We start from the raw sequence: 21969 nt of genomic DNA, 5'->3' as shown, positions 1-21969 counted from the left end.
CACGGTACGCATGGGGCATACTGAGCAACGAAGTGCCACTAGCGGTGAAGATGAAAGGGAGTCATGACCGACTCAGAGTCCAATCAGCCGGTCGAGCGTCGGCGCGCCGACCCGTTGCAGGTCGCGGCCGACATGCTCGAGAGCGATGAAGCGGACAGTGCTCCCACCACGGGCCGGGACACCGGCTCGACCAAGGACGACTCGTCCTCACGACCCAAGCACGGCGACGCACTCGCGAAGGCCGCGGCCAGCATCGACGACTCGTCAGCTGACACCGGCGGCGACGACAGCCCCCGTGCACGCCGGGCCGCCGCCCGAGCCGCGCGTCAGGCCGCTGCCGAGCAGCGCAAGGCCGAGCGCGCCGCCGCCAAGGCCTTCGCCGCGTCCAAGCGCCACGCTGTACGCCGCGACGACCCGCCGGCCGAAGAGGCTCCGCAGGAGAAGACCCTTGCCGAGAAGCTCAACGCCGCACGCGAAGCCGTGGCGACGCCGCCCGACCAGGTCGAGCCCGACCCTGCACCGACCGTGACGTTCCAGGCGTTCAACGACCGCAAGCAGGCCGAGGAGCCCGCCCGCTCCGACACCCCGGCCGAGACCACCGCTGAGCAGCCCGCCGTCGACGACACGCCGCGCGAGTCGCCCTTCTCGCGAGTGGGAGGAGCGCCGACCGCCGGCGAGCTCTCCGGGGACGACGCCCCGCCGGCACCTCAGCCCGAGGTCGCCGAGGCGCAGCCGCAGGTGGTCGAGGAACGCGTCGTCGAGACGCTCGAGAACGAAGCGCCCGCGCAGGAGCCGGCACCGGTCGCTGAGGCCGAGCCGGTCGCCGAGCCGCAGCCGGAACCCGTCGCCGAGCCCGAACGTGCTCCCGAGCCGGTGGCCGAGCGTGCACCGGAGCCCGTACGCGAGCCTGAGCCGGCCCGCGAGCCTGAGCGTGCGCCGGAACCGGTCCGCGACGAGACGCCTTCGGGCGAGGCGGTTCCCGCGACGTTCGCCGAGAAGCTGGCTGCCGCCAGCGCCGCTGCCCAGCAGCGGGTCGCGGCCGCTCGAGCCGAGGCGGCCCGTCTGATGGAGGAGGCGGCACGCGAGCGTGCGGAGGTCTCCGCACGGCTGCAGTCCGACGAAGCGGCCCAGCGCGAGATCGCCGCCCAGAAGCTCAAGGCCGCCGAGCAGGCCGCCGCCGACCGGGTCAGTGCCGCGCAGCAGGAGGCTGACCGCGTCACCGCCGAGATCGAGCGCGAGCGGGCCGCAGCCGCTGCCAAGATCGCCGAGCTCCAGAAGGCAGCCGACGAGCGAGTCGCCGCAGCGAAGGCCGAGGCCGAGCGCCAGGCCCAGCAGCGCATCGAGCAGGCCAACGCCGAGGCGCTTCGTCTGGCCGAGGAGGCAGAGGCGGAGGCCAAGCGCGTCGCCGAACGCCGCCTCGCCGAGTCCGAGAAGGCCGCAGAGGAAGCCGCGACACGGCGCCTCGAGGCAGCCGAGCAGGACGCCCAGCGTCGTATCGAGGCCGCCCGTGCGGAGGCCGAGAAGGTCGCCGCCCAGGCTGCCGCCGACCGTGAAGCCGCCCTGACCCAGCTGGCCAAGGAGCGCGAAGCCGCTGACGCCCGCCTGGTCGAGGTCAAGGCCGAGGCCGAGCGCATCGTCGCCGATGCCGACCGCACGTCCGCGAGCCACGTCGCCGCGGCGCAGGCCGAGGCCGAGAAGGTCGCCCAGCAGGCCGCCGCTGACCGCGAGGCCGCCCTGGCTCAGCTGGCCAAGGAGCGCGAGGAGGCCGACGCCCGACTGGCCGAGGTCAAGGCAGAGGCCGAGCGGACCATACGCGAGGCCGAGGAGTCCGCGGGTGCCCACGTCGCCGCGGCCAAGGCCGAGGCCGAGAAGTTCGCCCAGGAGACCGCTGCCGAGCGCGTCGCCATCGCCGTACGCGTCTCCGACGCCGAGCGCGCCGCGGAGGAGAAGCTCGTCGCGGCCAAGGTGCAGGCCGACCGACTGGCCGCAGAAGCCGCTCAGCGGCACGCTGAGGCAGCCGCCGAGCTCGCCCGCGAGCGCGACGAGGCCAAGGCGCTCGTCGAGCGAGCCAACGAAGAGGCCGACAAGCTGGCCAAGGAGGCCGAGGCCGAGCGTGCCGAGGCCGCCGCCAAGCTGGCCGAGGCCGAGCGCATGGCCGCGGAGAAGATCCGCGCGGCGCAGGCTGAGGCCGAGCGCGTCGCCGCCGAGGCCAACGAGGCCGCGCGGCTCGCGGGAGAGGCCCGCGAGCAGGCCGAGCGCAAGCTCGCCGAGGACGTCGAGGCTGCACGCCTCGATGCCGAGCGCAAGATCGCCCAGGCCGAGAAGGACGCAGCCGAGCGCATCGCCCAGGCCCAGGCCGAGGCACGCCGGCTCGCCGAGAAGTCCGAGCAGGACGCTCGCGAGCGTGTCGCTGCTGCGCAGGCCGAGGCCGAACGGGTCACGGTCCAGTCCAAGCGGGACGCGCAGGAGCGGCTCAGCCAGGCCGTCGCCGCGGCTCGTTCCGCCGCGGAGGAGAAGCTGCAGGAGGCCGAGCGCACGGCTCTCGAATGGGTCGCCGCTGCCGAGGCCGAGGCCGAACGCGTCGCGCAGGAACACATCGTGATGGCCAACCACTCGTCAGCAACCACCCCGCTGACGACGCCCGAGCCGCTCGTCGACGAATATGTCGACGAGGCGCCCGATGACACTGACACCTCCGATGATCATTCGCCCGAGGAGGTGAATGACGACTCCGGGCAGGTCGCCCCCAAGATCAAAAAAAGGGTCGTCCGCCGCAAGTGAGGTCCTGACTGCCGGTTCGATCGTCGCCGAGCTCGAGAGCGACGAGGACTCCGACGACGCGCCGACCGGTGCGTCGGAGCACGCTGACGTCGACGACGCCGTCGACGTCCCTGGACCGATCGTCGACGCCCCGGTCGTCGAGCCGCTGCAGAGCGTCGCGCCGACCGACGTCCCGGCGCCCGAGGCCAAGCCGACCCGTCGTGAGCTGAAGGCGGCCCGCCGCCGGGAGCGCGAGGAGGCCAAGGCGGCCGCGCGCCGCGAGCGTGAAGAGGCAGCCCAGGCACGGGCTGACGCCAAGCGCCAGGCGCGGGAGGAAGCAGAGCAGGCCAAGCGCCAGCTCCACGAGGAGCGGGAGAATGCCAAGCGCGCCGAGCGCGAGGAGCGGGAGAACGCCAAGCGCGCCGAGCGTGAGGAGCGGGAGAACGCTGAGCGCCAGGAGCGTGAGCTCGCGAAGCAGCGCGCCCGCGAGGAGCAGGAGCGGGCCGACCAGCGGGCCGCGGCTGCACGTGAGCAGGAGGCGGCCGACCAGGCAGCCGCACGTGAGCAGGAGACGTCCGACGACGCGGCTGAGAGCACAGCGCCCGAGCCGGCGTTGGAGCCCGAGCCGCAACCGGTGGCGCCCACCGCCGAGTCGGTGGGACTGGCCCAGCGGCTTGAGGCCGAACGGCTGAAGCTGGCAGAGCAGAAGGAGCAGCGCGAGGCCGAGGAGCGGGAGCGGCTGGCACGTGAGAAGGCCGAGGCGGATGCCGCCGAGGCGAAGGTCGCCCAGCGCCGCGAGCGTGACGAGGCCAAGACGGCGTCCCGGCAGGCTCGTATGGACGCCAAGGCACAGCGCAAGCAGGCCAAGCTGGATCGCCTCGAGGCCAAGCAGGCAGCCCGCCGCCAGCGCAACGAGGAGCGGGAGAAGCTCGCAGCCGCGAAGGTCCAGGCCAGGACCGACGCTGCCGCGGCCAAGGCGGCGGCGCGGGTCGACACGCAGACGGCCGAGCTCCACGCCCCGGAGCTGACGACGCGGGACGACGTGACCGACGAAGCCGGCCGCGCAGCGGCCCTCCGGGACAGCGCGCCGGAAGCCGTCGAGGCCGTCATCGGGCCCGATACCGACAGTCGTGAGGTCGCGGACGCCTCTCGTGGCGACGAGCCCGTCGCGCCGGATCCCGCGACCGACCCCAAGACGGAGGCCAAGGCCGCGCGACTCGCTGCCCGGCAGGAGCAGGGAGACGTCCGCCGTGCTGCCAAGCACGCTCGGGCGACGAGCAAGCAGGAGGCTCGCCGCGAGCGCCAGGAAGCCAAGGACGCAGCCCGTCGCGAGCGCGCTGCGGCCAAGCAGGCAGCCCGGTCCGAGCGCCAGGAGGCCAAGGAGGCCAAGGACGCCGAGCGCAGGGCTCGCGAGCAGGCCGAGCACGAGGAGCGGATCCAGCGCGAGGAGGCCGAGCAGGCAGCGCGTACGCCCGCTGAGACGGTCGCCGAGCCCGCGGCTTCGACGGGCGACGCAGACGTCGATCAGCTCCGGCAGGACGACACCGCCGAGGTCGAGGTGCCGGCAGAACCAGAACCCGACGTCGCCGCCGACGCGGCAGTCTCCGACAAGACCGACACGACCGACGAGACCGCGGGTGCGCCCGAGCAGCAGGACGAGCAGCAGCCCCAGGACGACGAGGCCACGCCCGAGGCCGCACGGGTGGCGACGACGACGCGGGAGGCCCTGCGCCGTGATCGCGAGGACGCCAAGGCGGCCCGCCAGGCCCGCGACGAGGCCAAGGCAGCCGCGCGTCGCGAACGCCAAGAGGCCAAGGCAGCCGCCCGCAGCGCCAAGCTCACGCAGCGGGCCGAGAAGAAGGCCGACCACATCGTCGAGGCGCCGCGGGAGCCCAAGGTCTCGTTCCTCGACCGCTGGCGTCAGAAGACTGCGGGACGCGACGGCGACGGTCCCGACGGAGGGCGCAATGCTGTTGCGGCCCTGGCGGTCACGATCGGCGTGGTCGGGTTGATCTGCTCGCTCGCCTTGGCGACGGGGGCCCTCATGGCAGCGCTCGGCACGACCGACAGCAACGGCATCTTCGACATCTTGTCGTCGGTGTGTGACGTGCTCGTCGGCCCGCTGCGGAACGTCTTCAGCTTCAGTGGCGCCAACGCCGAGATGAAGGAAGCGGTCGTGGCCTGGGGCGCCGGCGCAATGATCTACGTGCTCGTCGGCATGTTCGCGCAGTCCTATCTGCGGTCGCGGACCGAAGAGGACTGAGCGCGCGGGTGTGACCTAACCCATGCCCACGACGTGTCGCCCCCGTTGCTACCTCTAGGTAACATTCAGATGACGTAGGGCCGCCTCATCTCGGCGCCGGATGGCGTGGAATGGTGGTTCTCGCCCAGTCCAGAGACTGCCGTGGCGACTGTTCGGTCGTCGCGCCCCAGATTCACAGGAGGGTCCTCGTGACCAAAATCGTTGTCGCTGTGAAGTACGTACCGGATGCCACGGCTGACCGGACCTTCAGCGCCGATAACACCGTCGACCGTGTCGGTGTCGACGGTCTGTTGTCCGAGCTCGACGAGTACGCGGTCGAGCAGGCGTTGCAGGTCGTGGAGGCCGGCGAGGGCGAGGTCACAGTGCTGACGGTCGGCCCCGAGCAGGCCTCCGATGCCGTGCGCAAGGCGCTGCAGATGGGCGCCGACGCCGGCGTGCACGTGCAGGACGATGCGATCCACGGCTCCGACGCCTTCGCGACGTCGTTGGTGCTGGCCAAGGCCATCGAGAAGCTCGACTACGACCTGGTGTTCTTCGGCATGGCCTCGACCGACGGCGGCCTCGGTGTTGTCCCGACGCTCGTCGCCGAGCGTCTGGGCCTGCCGGCCGTCACGTTCGCCTCGGAGATCAGCGTCGACGGTGACACCGTCAAGATCCGCCGCGACGGCGACGTCGCCACGCAGGAGATCGAGGCGTCCGGCAAGGTCGTCGTCAGCGTGACCGACCAGTCCGGCGAGGCTCGCTACCCGTCGTTCAAGGGCATCATGGCGGCCAAGAAGAAGGACGTCCAGGAGTGGACGCTGGCTGACCTTGACCTCGACGCCGGCTCGGTCGGTCTCGACAACGCCTGGACCAAGGTCGAGTCGTTCGAGCCCCGCCCGCCGCGCACCGCCGGCGAGATCGTCACGGACGAGGGAGACGGCGGCGCCAAGCTCGTCGAGTTCCTCGCCGCCAAGAAGTTCGTCTGAGAAGGGCACTGACTATGACTGAAGTACTCGTTCTGATCGACGCCCCCGACGGCAAGGTCACCAAGCCCTCCCTCGAGCTGCTGACGATCGCCCGCCGCATCGGCGAGCCGTCGGCTGTCGTGTTCGGCAACGCCGACACCGACACGCTCAAGGAGTACGGCGCAGAGAAGATCTACACCTACGAAGATGCCGCGTTCGACGAGTTCCTCGTCGGCCCCAAGGCCGAGGCGCTCGCGCAGCTCGTGGCCGACAAGAGCCCGGCTGCCGTGCTCGTCGGCGCCAGCACCGAGGGCAAGGAGATCAGCGCCCGTGTGGCGCTGAAGACCGAGTCCGGCTGGATCAGCGACGCGGTCGACGTCCAGGCCGACGGTGGCAGCATCACCACGACGCAGTCGGTCTTCGCCGGCAACTTCACGGTCAAGGCCGCCGTCACCCAGGGTGCGCCCGTCATCACGGTCAAGCCCAACTCGACCGCTCCCGAGGCCGCTCCGGCCGCCGGCGCCGTCGAGTCGGTCACCGCCGACATCTCCGATGCCGCCAAGACCGCCAAGATCACGTCGTCCAAGCCCAAGGAGGCCTCGGGTCGCCCGGAGCTGACCGAGGCCGCGATCGTGGTGTCGGGTGGACGTGGCACCGGCGGCGACTTCACCGAGGTCGAGTCGTTCGCCGACTCGCTCGGCGCAGCCGTCGGCGCGAGCCGCGCGGCCGTCGACTCGGGCTGGTACCCGCACTCGTTCCAGGTGGGCCAGACCGGCAAGACCGTGTCGCCGCAGCTCTACGTCGCCAACGGCATCTCAGGCGCGATCCAGCACCGCGCCGGCATGCAGACGTCCAAGACGATCGTGGCGGTCAACAAGGACGACGAGGCGCCGATCTTCGAGCTCGTCGACTTCGGTGTAGTGGGCGACCTCAAGGCCGTCCTGCCGCAGGCCACCGAGGAGATCAAGAAGCGCAAGGGCTGAGCACCACCTCCCCACGACGGCCGGCTCACCATGGTGAGCCGGCCGTTGCCGCGTCCCGGCGTCCCACCATGTGGTACGCCGGTCTGACCCGTGAGAACCACCGCGGATGAGCCGCCCTGACTATTGACTCGGGCTTCGCAGGCCGCCTCTACCTTTTGGTAACACTTTGATTAAGCAGCCCGCTGATGCTGTCCCGCGAGCCTGCTGTGGTGATAGTCATAGGGGGCGCGCGCCAGCGTGCACACATAATCACAGGAGGATTCCATGCGACTCACTCGGCGAACTCGCCTTGCGGGTGTGGCGTTGACTGCTGCCGCCAGCCTGTTCTTGGCTGCTTGCGGTGGCGGCGACGATGACAAGGGCGGCAGCTCCGACGCCGTCATCACTGTCTATGGCACCAACCCCCAGAACCCGCTGATCCCGACCGCCACGAACGAGGTCGGCGGTGGAGATCCTCTCGACAACCTGTTCTCCGGCCTGGTGGCCTACAACACCGACGGCTCCGTGACCAACGATGTCGCCGAGTCCGTCGAGCCCAACGAGGACAGCACCGTCTGGACCGCCAAGATCAAGGACGGCAAGAAGTTCACCGACGGCTCGCCCGTCACGGCCGAGTCGTTCGTCAAGGCATGGAACTACGGCGCCAACCCCGCCAACAAGCAGCTCAACAACTACTTCTTCTACCCGATCGAGGGCACCGACGACGTCGGCAACACGGTCGAGGGCGCCGAGACGGTCTCCGGCCTCAAGGTCGTCGACGAGAAGACCTTCACGATCACGCTCAAGGAGCCGGAGTCGGACTTCAACCTCCGTCTCGGCTACTCGGCGTACTTCCCGGTCCCGGAGTCGGCCTACGACTCGGCCGGCAAGATCACCAAGGAGTACGGCGACAAGCCGATCGGCAACGGTCCCTACAAGCTGTCCGACAAGGGCTGGGAGAAGAACAAGCAGATCTCCCTGGTTCCGAACCCGGACTACGACGGACCGCACAAGGCCAAGAACGGCGGCCTGACGTTCAAGTTCTACAACTCGGTCGACGCGGCCTACACCGACGTGCAGTCGGGCAACCTCGACGTCCTGGACCAGGTCCCGCCGAGCGCGCTGACCACCTTCGAGGAAGACGACTCGGTCAAGGCCTACAACGAGCCCGGCTCGAGCTTCTCCTCGTTCACCATCCCGGAGCGCCTGCCGCACTTCGACGGTGAAGAGGGCAAGCTGCGTCGCGCCGCCATCTCGATGGCGACCAACCGCGAGGAGATCGTCGACAAGATCTTCAACGGTGCTCGCACCGTGGCCAAGGACTTCACCTCACCGGTGCTCGACGGCTGGACCGAGGACGTCCCGGGCAACGAGGTCCTGGAGTTCAACCCGACCGAGGCCAAGAAGCTGTGGGCCGAGGCTGACGCGATCGACAAGTGGGACGGCAAGTTCGAGCTGGCCTACAACAACGACGGCGCCGGCAACAAGGAGTTCAGCGAGGCGATGGCCAACCAGATCAAGAACACGCTGGGCATCGAGGCCGCTCCGAAGGCCTACCCGACGTTCGACGAGCTGCGCACGGTCGTCACCGATCGCAAGATCAAGACCCCGTTCCGCACCGGTTGGCAGGCGGACTACCCGTCGATGCTCAACTACCTCGGACCGATCTACGCGACCGGCGCCGGCTCCAACGATGGTGACTACAGCAACAAGGAGTTCGACAAGCTGATCGCTGACGCGTCCGCCGCCCAGGGCGACGAGCGCTACAAGCTGATCAACGAGGCTCAGGCGATCCTCCTCGAGGAGCTGCCGGCCATCCCGCTGTGGTACCAGAACGCCACCGCAGTGACCACGAAGGATCTGACCGGTTACAAGTTCAACTGGAAGCAGAAGCCGGACTACTACGCACTGTCGAAGTAGCTCGCTGATGTGACGGCGGAGGCAGCCCTACCGGGCTGCCTCCGCTCGTTCCGCCCTCTCGGACCAGCCCTCACCTGGGCGGTCCGTCCCCCTGCGTGGTTGACACTCCGGAGTAACGTTGGAGCGGACTCTCGCGGGGGTCCCGCTTCCAGACCCCAGGAGGTCCCATCGTGTGGTGGTACGTCGCCAAGCGGCTGCTCCAGACCATCCCGGTTTTCCTCGGCGCCACGCTGATCATCTACGCGTTGGTGTTCTTGCGTCCCGGTGACCCGATCAATGGCCTGATCGGCAACAAGCCGGTCTCTGACGAGGTACGTCAGGCCATCCGCGACCAGTACCACATGAACGACTTCTTCCTCGTCCAGTGGCTCTACTTCATCAAGGACGTCCTGACCTTCAGCCCTGACTTCGTCGGGCTGGACGGCCAGCCCGTCTTCCAGAAGATCAGCAACGCCCTTCCGGTGACCGCGACCCTGGCCGTCATGGCCCTGGCGATGGATGCCGTCATCGGCATCGTGGTCGGCACGATCGCCGGTCTTCGCCGCAACGGCGTCTTCGACTCGATCACCCTGGTGATCTCCCTGATCCTGCTCTCGGTCCCGATCTTCGTGGTCGGCTTCGTGCTGCAGTTCCTGTTCGGCGTCAAGTTCTCCATCTTCTCCGCCACGGTGGGTGGTGACTGGTCGATCGGCGACCTGATCCTGCCGGCGTTCGTGCTGGCCATCGCCAACATCGCCACGACGACCCGCCTGACCCGCACGTCGGTCGCCAACAACTTGAGCGCCGACCACGTCCGCACGGCTCGCGCCAAGGGCCTCTCCAATGGCCTGGTGATCCGCAACCACGTGCTGCGCAACTCGCTCGTGCCGGTCGTCACCTACATCGGCATCAACCTCGGCTCTCTCATGGCCGGCGCGATCATCACCGAGGGCATCTTCAACGTGCAAGGAATCGGCAACCTCGCCTTCGACGCCGTCAGCCGTGGAGATGCTCCGGTGACCGTGACGGTCGTCGCGGTCATGGTGATGATCTACGTGTTCATGAGCTTGATCGTCGACCTCTTGTACGCCGTTCTCGACCCGAGGATCCGCTATGTATGACAAGCAGTCGGGCGACATCCGCCCGGGCCAGGAGCGCTTCGTCGCACCCCTCGACGAGACACCGCTGCGCGCGATCGACGAGGTCGATGTCGACGCGGTGCCGGAGAGCCAGTGGAAGGAGGCCTGGAAGCGCCTTCGCAAGTCGCCGCTGTTCTGGCTGGCCTCGCTGATCATCCTCGTCCTGGCGGTCATGGTGGCGTTCCCGACGTTGTTCACGAGCGCCGATCCCAAGGCGGCCTCCCTCGGCAACCAGTTCGCCCCTCCGAGCGACGGTCATCCGTTCGGCTACAACTTCCAGGGCGCCGACATCTGGGCCCGCACCGTCTACGGCGCCCGCGCCTCGGTGGCGGTCGGACTGCTGGCGACCCTCGTCACGGTCCTGCTGGGCATGATCACCGGTGCCCTGGCCGGCTTCTACGGCGGGATCGCGGACACCCTGATCTCACGTCTCAGCGACATCTTCTTCTCGATCCCGCTCCTGCTGGCGTGCATCGTGGTCATCTCGGTCATCAACAACGTCTGGGAGGACCGCGGCTTCTGGGCCTCCGTCCTCGTGGTCGTCATGGCGCTCGCCCTCTTCGCGTGGCCGCAGATCACCCGTCAGATGAGAGGTGCGGTGCTGGAGGTCAAGAACCTGGAGTTCGTCGACGCAGCCACCGCGATCGGCGCGTCCAAGCTCACCAACCTGCGCCGTCACATCGTCCCCAACGCCCTGTCACCGGTCATCGTGTCGGCCACGATCATGCTCGGTGTCTTCATCGTGTCGGAGTCCGCGCTCTCGTTCCTCGGGCTCGGCCTGCCCCAGTCCATCGTCTCGTGGGGCAACGACCTCTCCGATGCCCAGACCTTGGTCCGGTCGGGCCAGCACCTCGTCGTCATGTGGGTCCCCGCGACGGCGCTGGCGATCACGGTGCTCGGCTTCGTCCTGCTGGGTGAGGCCGTCCGCGAAGCGCTCGACCCGAAGGCGAGGAAGTCATGAACGAGACCCCCCTGCTCGAGATCAAGGACCTGCAGGTCGGGTTCCGTACCGGCAAGAAGACGATCCTGACGGCGGTCGACGGTGCCAGCCTCAGCATCTTCCCCGGCCAGACGATCGCGATCGTCGGCGAGTCCGGCTCCGGCAAGTCCACGCTCGCCCACTCGGTCATCGACCTGCTGCCCGGGTCCGGTCACGTCATGGGCGGTCAGATCCTGTTCGAGGGGCACGACATCTCGCAGGCCGATCGCAAGGCGGTCCTCGCACTTCGCGGGTCTTCCATCGGGCTGGTCCCGCAGGACCCGATGTCCAACCTCAACCCGTTGTGGCGTGTGGGCCGGCAGATCAAGGAAGCACTCGTCGCCAACGACGTGGCGACCGGGGCCGAGGCCGACAAGCGCGTCGTCGAGCTGCTCGAGGAGGCCGGCCTCCCGGACGCTGAGCGTCGCGCCCGGCAGTATCCCCATGAGTTCTCCGGCGGCATGCGTCAACGCGCGTTGATCGCGATGGGACTGGCCTCTCGTCCCAAGCTGCTGATCGCCGACGAGCCCACGTCCGCCCTGGACGTGACGGTGCAGAAGCAGATCCTGGACCACCTCGACCAGCTGACCAGCACGCTCGGCATCGCCGTCATGCTGATCACCCACGACCTGGGACTGGCCGCCGAACGGGCCGACCACCTCGTGGTGATGTACCGCGGCAAGATCGTCGAGTCCGGCCCCGCCCGCGAGATCCTCCAGGACCCGCAGCATCCGTACACCAAGCGCCTGGTCGCCAAGGCGCCGTCGATCGCGTCGCAGCGCCTGTCGTCGGTGCGCGCTCGCGCCGAGGTCCGTGAGCAGGCGGTCCAGACCGCAGCCGAGATCGCCGAGGAGATCGCTCACAGCGAGTCCGAGTTCGGAGAAGGACGCGACGACATCATCGTGGTGGAGAACCTCACCAAGGTGTTCACGCTCCGCGGTGCCAAGCCGTGGCAGAAGGTCGACTTCCCGGCCGTCGACGACGTGTCGTTCAGCCTTCGGCGTGGTACGACCACGGCGATCGTGGGGGAGTCGGGGTCCGGCAAGTCGACTGTCGCGCGCATGGTCCTCGACCTGCTGCCGCCCACGTCGGGTCGTGTGCTGTTCGACGGCCGCGACGTGAGCGGGCTCCAGTCCAAGGCCGAGCGCCTCAAGCTGCGGCGGCAGATGCAGCCGGTCTTCCAGAACCCCTATGCGTCACTCGACCCGCTGTACTCGATCTACCAGTCGATCGAGGAGCCGCTCCGCACCCACGACGTGGGCACCAAGAAGGAGCGCGAGGCGCGCGTACGGGACCTGCTCGACAAGGTCTCGCTGCCGACCACCGTGATGTCGCGCTATCCCGGTGAGCTCTCGGGCGGTCAGCGCCAGCGCGTGGCGATCGCACGGGCGCTGGCACTCGAGCCGGAGGTCGTGATCTGCGACGAGGCCGTCTCGGCCCTCGACGTGCTGGTCCAGGCGCAGATCCTGGAGCTGCTCAACGACCTGCAGGCCGAGCTGGGTCTCAGCTACCTGTTCATCACGCACGACCTCGCAGTCGTCCGGCAGATCGCCGACGACGTGGTCGTGATGCAGAACGGCAAGATCGTGGAGGCCGCGACGGTCGCCCAGGTCTTCGACGATCCGCAGAAGGACTACACGCGCAAGCTGCTGGACGCCATTCCGGGCGCATCGATCGAGCTGGGGGCCTGATCGGGCTGTCGTTGCCGGTTGTCCGGCTGGTGCCCTACGCTGACCGGTGGGAGAGGGTCCTAGCGAAGGGTCGGCATGAGGCGCTGGACGCTCTCCTCCATGATCGCGGCGTGCTGCCTGGTGCTGCCGACGGTGGCCCAGGCGGCCACTGACGACGAGTCGCCCCCACCGGCGGCGACGTCACAGCGGGCGACCGGGCTGATCGTCTCGACCTCGGGGCTGCTTCCCGATAAGACGCTGCGCCGGGTCTCGAAGCTGGTCGGCCGGGACATCGTGGAGCAGACGCCGTTGGGCGGGTCGACGGTGTCGCTGCGGTTCGACCGGGCGCTGCCGGCCTCGACCGTACGACTGCTGAGCAGCCTGCTCAACGCGCTCCCGGACGTGTCCGGCGTCAGTCCCGACCTCGTCGCCACGAGCGACTCGGTGCCCAACGACACCTACTTCCAGCGGCAGACCAACCTGTGGTCGCCCGTGCCGGTGATGTCGGACTCGACGGATGAGGACGGTGAGGCCGCGGTCGACTACAGCATCGCCGCGCCCACGCTGTGGGAGGCGACGACGGGACGAAGATCCGTCGTCGTCGCGATCGTCGACAGCGGCCTCGTGGCGCACCCCGACCTGGCGAAGCAGACGGTCCCGGGCTACGACATGATCGCCGACAGCCGCAACGCCGAGGACGGGAACGGCCGCGACGCCAGCCCTGCGGACCCGGGCAACGGGTCCAACGGATCGTTGTGCTCGGCGCATGCCAGCACGTGGCACGGCACGCACGTGGCCGGCATCGTCGGGGCGTTGCGCAACAACGGGATGGGGATCTCCGGCATCGCGCCCGGGGTCGCCCTCCAGGCCGTACGTGTCGCAGGTCAGTGCGGAGCCGCGATGTCCGACGTGGTCGCCGGGATCCGTTGGGCGTCCGGAGGGTACGTCCCGGGGGTCCCGCGCAACGCGAACCCCGCCGACGTCATCAACCTCTCGCTGTCGAGCAGCGTCAGCGACTACGCGTGCCCCGCGGCCTATCAAGACGTGATCGACGAGGCGCGGTCACGCGGCGCGATCGTGGTGGCCTCGGCGGGCAACCAGGGCAGGGTGGTCCTGTCCCGTACGCCCGCCAACTGCCGGGGTGTGCTGTCGGTGGGCGCCACGGACATCGACGGCAGCCCCACGTCGTACACGAACGCCGGCTACACCATCGGGATGATGGCGCCGGGCGGGGAGACCGGCGAGGGCCAGGGCATCTGGTCGACCGTCGACTCGGGGACGTCGGGACCGGTGCGCGCGACGTACCGCCAGCTGGCCGGCACCTCGATGGCCGCGCCGGCCGTCTCGGCCGCTGCCGCGCTGGTCCGCTCGCTGGGTGACTTCACGAACGACGAGGTCGTACAGGTGCTCAAGGCGTCGGCGGTCAAGCCGCCGGACCTCGACGGCTACTACACCTGCATCTCGCAGGACCCGACGACCGGTGCCGAGCGCACGGTCTGCGGCGCGGGCATCCTCAACCTGGCGAGGATCCCGGCCCCGGTCGGGCAGGCGACCCTGTCGGGAGGTGCCACGGTCGGCAGCACGGTGTCGCTGACGCCGGGGGACTGGAACGGCAGTCCCGACTCGGTGACGTACGCGTGGCTGCGCAACGGCGCCGCGATCGCGGGGGCGACCGGCACGTCGTACGAGCTGACGGGTGCCGATGTCGGCCGCACCCTGACGGTGCGCTCGACGGCGCACACCCGGGGCTACCCGGACTTCTCCGGGCTCTCGGTGGCCAAGGTGGTGCCCAAGGCGTCGGCGACGGTCACGCTGCGCCTGTCGTCGACGCGTGCGCGGGTGAAGCTGTCGCGGCTGTACGCCTACGTGACCGTGAGCGCCGCCCAGGGACAGTCACCGTCGGGCACCGTCGGGGTGTACGTTGACGGTCGCCGGATCTCGAGCGCCACGCTGGTCTCCGGTGCCGTACGGGTGCGGCTCCCGGTGTTCGGGACGACCGGGCAGCACCAGGTCCAGGTGCGCTACAACGGCACCTCGCAGGTGGCCGCGAAGTGGTCGCCGAGCGTCTCGGTGAGTGTGTCGAAGTAGTCCCTCCGACGGATTGACTCCTTCGAACACATGTTCGAAGATGGGTCAATGACCGTCGCTCCTGCCCCGACCTTGGACGAGCTGCGAGCCCGCGTCGACCAGATGCAGGGCCGCCCGGCGGCGCAGCCCGTCGCGACCCACCCTGCCTTCGCCGGACTCCTGCAGCTGCAGACCGGATCGAGCTATGCGGTCGACTCGGCCAGCCTGGCGATGGCCCTCATGGCCGGGCCCTCGGCCGACGGTGCCTGGTGCGCTGTCGTCGGCTCTGCGGAGTTCGGCCTCGAGGCCGCCGCGGCCGCGGGTGTCGAGCTGCGCCGGACGATCCTGGTGCCCGACCCGGGCAAGGCCTGGCTCGAGGCGACGGCCGCCCTGATCGACGTGCTGGGCGTCGTGGTGGTGGCCGCTCCGTCAGGCGTCTCGGCCAAGGACGTCAGCCGCATCGGCGCCCGGCTGCGCCAACGGGGGAGCGTCCTCATCGCCTACGGCGACTGGCCGCGCTGTGACGCCCGGCTGTCGCTCCGCGATGCCGAGTGGGTCGGGCTGGGACGTGGGCACGGGCACCTGCAGGCGCGCCGGGTCACGGTCGAGGTCCGTCGTGGCACGGCTCCGCCGCGCACCGGACGGCTGTGGCTGCCCGACCGTGACCAGGCCATCCGGCCGGTCGAGCAACAGCCCGTGCAGCTGCGGAGCGTGGGCTAGATGCCTGCTCCGTCCAAGGGCCGCACGATGGTGCTGTGGGCGCCTGACTGGCCGGTCGTCGCGGTCGAGAGCCCGGCCTCGATGCCGGCTGCCGTGCTCCACAAGGGTCAGGTGCTGGCCTGCTCGCAGGCCGCCCGTGCCGACGGCGTACGCCGGGGGATGCGGCGGCGCGATGCCCAGTCGCGGTGCCCGGACCTGGTCCTGCACGACTACAACCCCGATGCCGATGCGCGGGCGTTCGAGGCGGTGCTGGCCGCGATCGAGGAGCTCAGCCCAGGTGTCGCTCCGCTGCGGCCGGGCCTCTGCGCGATCAACGTGCCGGCCCGGTTCTACGGTGGTGAGGCCGAGGCGGCGGCGGTCATCGCCGAGCGGCTCGTACGCCTGGGGGTGTGGGACGTCCGCGCCGGCATCGCCGACGGGCTCTTCGCCGCCGAGCAGGCCGCCCGCCGGGCCCTGGCGCAGGACAGCCTCGTCGTGCCCCCGGGCGGATCAGCCCAGTACCTGCGCGACCTGCCGATCGACGCGCTCGACGACGAGGCGATGGTGGGGTTGCTGCGCCGCATGGGCCTGCTGACCCTGGGCGACTTCGCCGCCTTGTCGCCGGCCGACGTGCACACCCGGTTCGGCACGCACGGCGAGCTCCTGCACCGCATGGCCCGTGGCCTCAACCCGCAGCCGATCAGTCGCCGGCAGGTGCCTCCGGAGTTCGAGGCGACGCTCGTGCTGGAGCCGCCGCTCGACCTGGCCGAGCAGATCGCGTTCAGCGTGCGGACGACGGCCGAGAAGTTCGTCACCGATCTCGCCGGCCACGGCCTGGTGTGCACGACGGTGCTGATCGAGGTCGACACCGACGGCTCGCTGGCGACGTCGCGGCAGTGGATGCATCCCCGCTGGTTCGGCCCGACGGACCTGGTCGACCGGGTCCGCTGGCAGCTGCAGGTCGACGGCGCGATCAAGGCGTCGGTCGACGCCGTGCGCCTGATCCCCCAGGTCACCGAGCCGCTCGGTGATCACGCCGACAGCCTCTTCGGTGGTGGCCCCGACGAGCGGGTCGAGCGCGGGGTGGCCCGGGTGCAGAGCATCGTCGGCCACGAGGCGGTCGTCTCGGTGTCGGTGCAGGGCGGCCGCGGGCCCGCCGAGCGGCGGCTGCTCGCCCCGTGGGGCGAGCGCCCCGTCGCCGCCCGAGCGGTGGGGCTGCCGTGGCCGGGCAGCCTGCCGCCGCCCGCACCGGCGACGGTCTATCCCGAGCCGCAGCAGGCCATGGTCGTCGGCGCCGAGGGGCAGGCCATCGGGGTCACCGGTCGTGGCATGGTGACGGGGGAGCCCGCCCGCTTCCGCGCCGCGGCCGGCCAGGACTGGCAGCCGGTGGCGTCGTGGGCCGGGCCGTGGCCGGTCGACGACCAGTGGTGGGACGAGGCCGCCGCCCGCCGCATCGCCCGCTTCCAGGTCGTCGGTGTCGACGGCAGCGCCTATCTCATGATCGTGGAGAGCGGCTCCTGGTGGACAGAGGCGCGCTATGACTGACCAGACCCCGCTGGCAGTGACGTTTCGGCCGCGAAACGCCGCGCATACCCGACCACAACGTCACTCCCATCGGGGATGTGAGCACGGGTGAACTGGAACAACCCGGACGTCTCGTGGCGTGAGCTCGAGCGTCGACTGTCCGGCAAGCCCGAGCCCAACGGCGGTGATGCACCGGGCTGGTCGCGCAAGCGCGCCAAGACCGAGCCCAAGGCGCTCCAGCGTCCGCCCGGTCCCGTCGTGCCCTACGCCGAGCTGCACTGCCACAGCAACTTCAGCTTTCTCGACGGGGCCAGCGGTCCCGAGGAGCTGGTCGAGGAGGCGATCGGTCTCGGCCTGCACGGACTGGCCCTGACCGATCACGACGGGTTCTACGGCGCTCCACGGTTCGCCGAGGAAGCCCTGAAGTATGCCGATGCCGGGCTCAGGACGGTCTTCGGCGCCGAGCTGTCGATCGGGCTCGGCAAGCCGCAGAACGGCGTGGCCGACCCCGAGGGCAACCATCTGCTGGTCCTCGCGCGAGGGGTCGAGGGCTACCACCGGCTCGCCGCCGCCATGACCGACGCGCACTTCCGGGGCGACGAGAAGGGCCGGCCCGTCTACGACCTCGAGGAGCTCGCCGAGCGGGGCCGCGACCACTGGCTGATCCTCACCGGGTGCCGCAAGGGTCATGTCCGCCAGGGGCTCGCCACCGGTGGTCGCGACGAGGCGGCAGCGGCCCTCGACCGGCTCACCGCGCTGTTCGGCCTCGACAACGTCGTCGTCGAGCTGATCGACCATGGCTTCCCGGCCGACAGCGTCACCAACGACGCCCTCGCCGAGCTCGCCGCGATGCACGGGCTGCCGACGATCGCGAGCAACAACGTGCACTTCGCCAAGCCCGCCGCCCGCCAGCTCGCCGCCGCGATGGCGGCGGTCCGGGCCCGCCGCAGCCTGGCCGAGATGGATGGCTGGCTGCCGGCGACCGGGGCGGCGCACCTGCGCTCCGGCGCGGAGATGATGGCGCTTTTTGCGAGATTCCCGGGGGCGGTCCACCGTACGGTCGCGATCGCCGACGAGCTCGCGTTCGACCTGCGCGCCGCGAGACCCCGGCTGCCCCACCGCGGCATCCCCGAGGGGCACACCGCGATGAGCTACCTCCGCGAGCTGGCTGAGCAGGGCATCCAGGAGCGCTACGCCCACAACGTCGACGAGGCGCGCGAACGCATCGATCGTGAGCTCAAGGTCATCGAGGAGAAGGACTTCCCGGGCTACTTCCTGATCGTCCGCGACATCGTCAAGGAGGCCAGGCGGCGCAAGATCCTGTGCCAGGGCCGGGGCTCCTCGGCCAACTCCGCGCTCTGCTACGCGTTGGGCATCACGGCGGTCGACTCGATCTTCTACAACCTGCCGTTCGAGCGCTTCCTCGCCACGACGCGTGAGGAGGAGCCCGACATCGACGTCGACTTCGACTCCGACCGGCGCGAGGAGATCATCCAGTGGGTCTACCAGACGTACGGCCGGCGCAACGCCGCCCAGGTCGCCAACATCATCACCTATCGGCCCCGGTCGGCCGTACGCGATGCCGCCAAGGCGCTGGGCCACTCGCCCGGGCAGCAGGACGCGTGGTCCAAGCAGATCGACGCGTGGAGCTCGATCACGGCACAGGACACGTCCGAGGTGCCGCCGCAGGTCGTGTCGCTGGCGCAGCAGCTGCTCGGCGGTCCGCGTCACCTCGGCATCCACTCCGGCGGGATGATCCTCACCGAGCGGCCCATCGGCGAGGTCTGTCCCATCGAGCGCGGCCGCATGGACGACCGCACGGTGCTGCAGTGGGACAAGGACGCGTGCGAGTGGATGGGGCTGGTCAAGTTCGACCTGCTGGGCCTGGGCATGCTCGGCGCGCTCGACCACACGATGCGGATCGTCGCCGAGCACCTCGGCGAGGAGTGGGACCTCGCCACGATGCCCAAGGAGGAGGCCGCGGTCTACGACATGCTGTGCCGGGCCGACTCGATCGGGGTGTTCCAGGTCGAGAGCCGGGCCCAGATCGGCACCCTGCCACGCCTGCAACCCCGGTCCTACTACGACCTCGCGATCGAGATCGCCCTGATCCGCCCCGGCCCGATCCAAGGTGGTGCGGTGCACCCCTACATCCGCCGGGCCACCGGCCGGGAGCCGGTCACATACGCGCATCCAGCCCTCAAGGAGGTGCTCGAGCGAACGCTGGGCGTCCCGCTGTTCCAGGAGCAGCTCATGCAGATGGCGATCAAGCTGGGTGGCTGCACGGGCGACGAGGCCGACCTGCTGCGCCGCGCGATGGGCTCCAAGCGCGGCATCGAGCGCATCGAGTCGCTGCGGCTCAAGCTCTACGAGGGCATGGCCGCGCACGGCATCACGGGCGAGGAGGCCGATGCGATCTACGTCAAGATCCAGTCGTTCGCCAACTTCGGCTTCGCCGAGAGCCACGCGTTGAGCTTCGCCCTGCTGGTCTATGCCAGCTCGTGGCTCAAGCTGCACTATCCGGCGGCGTTCCTGGCTGCGCTGCTGCGCAACCAGCCGATGGGCTTCTACTCGCCGCAGTCGCTCGTGACCGACGCCCGCCACCATGGCGTCACGATCCTGCGGCCGGACATCGTGCACTCGCAGGCCCAGGCCGACCTCGACGTGATGGACTCGGCCGAGGCGACCGGGCTCGACAGCTGCCTGGCCCGCGAGCAGCCCCCGGTCGAGCGGTTCGTCCGTGGCACCCCCGACCCGACCGTCGAGCACCGCCGCGACGGCAACTTCGCCGTACGCCTGGGGCTCGACGAGGTGCAGGGCATCGGGCTGGAGGTGGCCCGGCGGATCGTGGCCGAGCGGGACCGGCAGCCGTTCAAGGACATGGCCGACGTGTCACGTCGCACCGGTCTGACCGTCGCCCAGATGGAGTCGCTGGCGACCGCGGGGGCGTTCGACGGGTTCGGCCTCTCGCGGCGGCAGGCGTTGTGGAACGCCGGCTACGTCGAGAACCCCGACCAGCTCGAGGGCACCTCGGTCCAGGCCCCGCCGCCGATGCTGCCGGGCATGACCGAGGTCGAGGAGACCATGGCCGACCTGTGGGCGACCCGGATCTCACCCGAGAAGCATCCGGTGGAGTTCCTCCGCCCCCTGCTGACCTCGGAAGGCATCTGCTCGGTCGCCGGGCTCGCCGAGGGTGAGTCCGGGCGCCGGGTCAAGGTCGCCGGCCTGATCACGCACCGGCAGCGCCCCGCGACGGCCGACGGGACGACCTTCCTCAATCTCGAGGACGAGACGGGGATGCTCAACGTGGTGTGCTCCCACGCCTTGTGGCAGCGTCATCGTCGGGTCGCCCGCAACTCCGCGGGGATGATCATCCGCGGCAAGCTCGAGCGGTTCGACGGCGTGACCAACCTCGTGGCCGACAAGCTCGAGCGCATCGAGACGGTCTATCCCGAGGCCGCCGCCGCGATCCCGGCGAGGCACCAGGGCCGCGACTTCCGGTGACTCAGGGCAGGTAGCCGCGCACCGTCTCGAGCGTGTCGGCCTCGGCCGGCGTCTTGTCGTCGCGGTAGCGGACGACCCGGGCGAACCGCAGCGCGACGCCACCGGGGTAGCGGGTCGACCGCTGGACGCCGTCGAACGCGATCTCGACGACCTGCTCGGGACGGACCGTGACGACGTAGCCGTCGTCGTCCATCTGCAGCTCGCGGAACCGCTCGGTCTGCCACGTGAGGATCTCGTCGGTCATGCCCTTGAACGTCTTGCCGAGCATGACGAGGGAGTCGCCGTCGCGGGCGCCGAGGTGGATGTTGGACAGCCAGCCGCTCCGGCGCCCCGAGCCGCGCTCGACCGCCAGCACGACGAGGTCGAGGGTGTGGACGGGCTTGACCTTGACCCAGGTCGCCCCGCGCCGCCCAGCGGCATAGGGCGCGTTCAGGCTCTTGACGACGACACCCTCGTGGCCGAGGGCCAGCACCTCGGCAGCGAAGGCCTCGGCCTCGTCGGGGTCGGCCGTGACGAGCCGAGGCACGCGATGTTGCTCCGGCACGACGCGCTCGAGGGCGTCGAGGCGTTCGGTGGTCGGAGCGTCGACGAGGTCGCGGCCGTCGAGGTGCAGGAGGTCGAAGAACGCCGGAGTCAGCCGGACCGTGCCGCCGGCCGTCGCGGCCCGGGAGGCGGTCTCCTGGAAGGGACGCGGACGGCCGTCGGGTCCCAGGGCGAGCACCTCGCCGTCCAGCACGACGTCGTGGCACGGCAGGGCGCGGGCGATCTCGACGACCTCGGGATGGCGATCGGTGACGTCGTCGAGCGATCGGGTCACGACCAGCACGTCGTCACCTCGTCGGTGCACCTGGATGCGGATGCCGTCGAGCTTGGTGTCGATGGCCACCTCGCCGCCGCCCGCCTTGGTCATGGCCGCCTCGACCGTGGGCGCGGTGGAGGCGAGCATCGGCAGCACCGGTCGGCCGACCTGGAGCGTGAACACCGCGAGCGCGTCGAGGTCGCCGGTCAGCGCCGCGGCGGCGATGTCGACCGAGGAGCCGGCCATCATGGCGGCCCGGCGCACGGCCGCGACGGGGACCGCGCCGGCAGCAGCAAGGGCTTCCTGCACCACGGCGTCGAGCGCTCCCTGCCGGACCTCGCCGGTGACGATGCCCCGAAGCCAGCGCTGCTCATCAGCCGTCGCCCGGCCGAAGAGGTCGCGGGTGGCCCCGGCCCGGGCGAGCTGCGACCCTGCGCCGGTCAGCTCGGCGATGCGATCGAACGCTGCGTCGACCTCGGCGACCTCGAGGGTCGCTTGCTCGGCGGGCTCGGGCAGCTCCTGCAGCGACCGCCAGCCGAGGCCCGTCCGGCGCTGCCGGAGGGTGCCCGAGACGTAGGACGTGACGACCGGGACGGCGTCGGGCTCGCTGTCGGCCACGCGGCGCAGGAGCTCGGCGATCGCCGCGACCTTGGCCGTACGTGACCGGGTGGCCGCGACCGCGGCGGAGGTGTCGACGACATCGGCGAGGAGCATGCACCCATCATCGGCGCCCCCACCGACACCGCAAGACGGACTT

13 protein-coding genes are annotated in these 21969 nt (G+C 70.2%); 12 read left to right on the top strand and 1 reads right to left on the bottom strand.

Going from position 1 to position 21969, the window contains the following annotated elements; all coding sequences use genetic code 11:
• Nucleotides 1-63 precede the first annotated feature (63 nt).
• The 12 genes from AB0N22_RS07510 (at nucleotide 64) to AB0N22_RS07455 (ending at nucleotide 20413) form a co-directional block, all read left to right on the top strand.
• Nucleotides 64-2781 (top strand): hypothetical protein, encoded by a 2718-nt coding sequence (locus AB0N22_RS07510; RefSeq protein ID WP_364637723.1) that lies wholly within the window; start codon nucleotides 64-66, stop codon nucleotides 2779-2781.
• A complete protein-coding gene (locus AB0N22_RS07505) occupies nucleotides 2723-5023 on the top strand; it encodes a hypothetical protein (protein WP_364637721.1) in 2301 nt (766 codons plus the stop codon). The genes AB0N22_RS07510 and AB0N22_RS07505 overlap by 59 nt, the downstream gene beginning before the upstream one ends.
• Before the next feature lie 188 nt (nucleotides 5024-5211).
• Nucleotides 5212-5991: an electron transfer flavoprotein subunit beta/FixA family protein gene (locus AB0N22_RS07500; protein ID WP_364637719.1), complete on the top strand. Its 780-nt coding sequence runs from the start codon at nucleotides 5212-5214 to the stop codon at nucleotides 5989-5991.
• Nucleotides 5992-6005: 14 nt separating this feature from the next.
• Nucleotides 6006-6953 (top strand): electron transfer flavoprotein subunit alpha/FixB family protein, encoded by a 948-nt coding sequence (locus AB0N22_RS07495; RefSeq protein WP_364637717.1) that lies wholly within the window; start codon nucleotides 6006-6008, stop codon nucleotides 6951-6953.
• Between the two features lie 297 nt (nucleotides 6954-7250).
• Complete coding sequence (locus tag AB0N22_RS07490) at nucleotides 7251-8852, top strand: ABC transporter substrate-binding protein (protein WP_364637715.1); 1602 nt, start codon at nucleotides 7251-7253, stop codon at nucleotides 8850-8852.
• 170 nt (nucleotides 8853-9022) lie between these two features.
• Nucleotides 9023-9952 (top strand): ABC transporter permease, encoded by a 930-nt coding sequence (locus AB0N22_RS07485; RefSeq protein WP_364637713.1) that lies wholly within the window; start codon nucleotides 9023-9025, stop codon nucleotides 9950-9952.
• Nucleotides 9945-10931: an ABC transporter permease gene (locus tag AB0N22_RS07480; RefSeq protein ID WP_364637711.1), complete on the top strand. Its 987-nt coding sequence runs from the start codon at nucleotides 9945-9947 to the stop codon at nucleotides 10929-10931. Before AB0N22_RS07485 ends, AB0N22_RS07480 begins: the two co-directional genes overlap by 8 nt.
• Complete coding sequence (locus AB0N22_RS07475; protein ID WP_364637709.1) at nucleotides 10928-12640, top strand: ABC transporter ATP-binding protein; 1713 nt, start codon at nucleotides 10928-10930, stop codon at nucleotides 12638-12640. The genes AB0N22_RS07480 and AB0N22_RS07475 overlap by 4 nt, the downstream gene beginning before the upstream one ends.
• 75 nt (nucleotides 12641-12715) lie before the next feature.
• The gene (locus AB0N22_RS07470) at nucleotides 12716-14707 is read left to right on the top strand and encodes a S8 family serine peptidase (protein ID WP_364637707.1); all 1992 of its coding nucleotides are present in this window, start codon (nucleotides 12716-12718) and stop codon (nucleotides 14705-14707) included.
• 48 nt (nucleotides 14708-14755) lie between these two features.
• Nucleotides 14756-15406, top strand: coding sequence for a hypothetical protein (locus AB0N22_RS07465; RefSeq protein WP_364637705.1), 651 nt, complete (start codon nucleotides 14756-14758; stop codon nucleotides 15404-15406).
• A complete protein-coding gene (locus tag AB0N22_RS07460; protein WP_364637703.1) occupies nucleotides 15407-16930 on the top strand; it encodes a DNA polymerase Y family protein in 1524 nt (507 codons plus the stop codon).
• Between the two features lie 87 nt (nucleotides 16931-17017).
• The gene (locus AB0N22_RS07455) at nucleotides 17018-20413 is read left to right on the top strand and encodes an error-prone DNA polymerase (RefSeq protein WP_364637701.1); all 3396 of its coding nucleotides are present in this window, start codon (nucleotides 17018-17020) and stop codon (nucleotides 20411-20413) included.
• Between the two features lies 1 nt (nucleotide 20414).
• Here the strand turns inward: AB0N22_RS07455 and AB0N22_RS07450 are convergent, their stop codons facing one another.
• Nucleotides 20415-21926 (bottom strand): ATP-dependent DNA ligase, encoded by a 1512-nt coding sequence (locus tag AB0N22_RS07450; protein WP_364637700.1) that lies wholly within the window; start codon nucleotides 21924-21926, stop codon nucleotides 20415-20417.
• Nucleotides 21927-21969: the final 43 nt, after the last annotated feature.

Origin of the sequence: Aeromicrobium sp. NPDC092404 (assembly GCF_040684095.1) — a bacterium.
Classification (GTDB): Bacteria; Actinomycetota; Actinomycetes; order Propionibacteriales; family Nocardioidaceae; genus Aeromicrobium.
Note: the sequence above shows the minus strand (reverse complement) of the source record. Positions and strands in the feature narration are given on the sequence as shown.

What these genes read in the sequence shown, in the direction of transcription:
- AB0N22_RS07505 (WP_364637721.1), top strand. Translation starts at nt 2,723, where the DNA reads ATGACGACTCCGGGCAGGTCGCCCCCAAGATCAAAAAAAGGGTCGTCC.
- AB0N22_RS07465 (WP_364637705.1), top strand. Translation starts at nt 14,756, where the DNA reads ATGACCGTCGCTCCTGCCCCGACCTTGGACGAGCTGCGAGCCCGCGTC.
- AB0N22_RS07480 (WP_364637711.1), top strand. Translation starts at nt 9,945, where the DNA reads ATGTATGACAAGCAGTCGGGCGACATCCGCCCGGGCCAGGAGCGCTTC.
- AB0N22_RS07450 (WP_364637700.1), bottom strand. Translation starts at nt 21,926, where the DNA reads ATGCTCCTCGCCGATGTCGTCGACACCTCCGCCGCGGTCGCGGCCACC.
- AB0N22_RS07495 (WP_364637717.1), top strand. Translation starts at nt 6,006, where the DNA reads ATGACTGAAGTACTCGTTCTGATCGACGCCCCCGACGGCAAGGTCACC.
- AB0N22_RS07510 (WP_364637723.1), top strand. Translation starts at nt 64, where the DNA reads ATGACCGACTCAGAGTCCAATCAGCCGGTCGAGCGTCGGCGCGCCGAC.
- AB0N22_RS07475 (WP_364637709.1), top strand. Translation starts at nt 10,928, where the DNA reads ATGAACGAGACCCCCCTGCTCGAGATCAAGGACCTGCAGGTCGGGTTC.
- AB0N22_RS07460 (WP_364637703.1), top strand. Translation starts at nt 15,407, where the DNA reads ATGCCTGCTCCGTCCAAGGGCCGCACGATGGTGCTGTGGGCGCCTGAC.
- AB0N22_RS07470 (WP_364637707.1), top strand. Translation starts at nt 12,716, where the DNA reads ATGAGGCGCTGGACGCTCTCCTCCATGATCGCGGCGTGCTGCCTGGTG.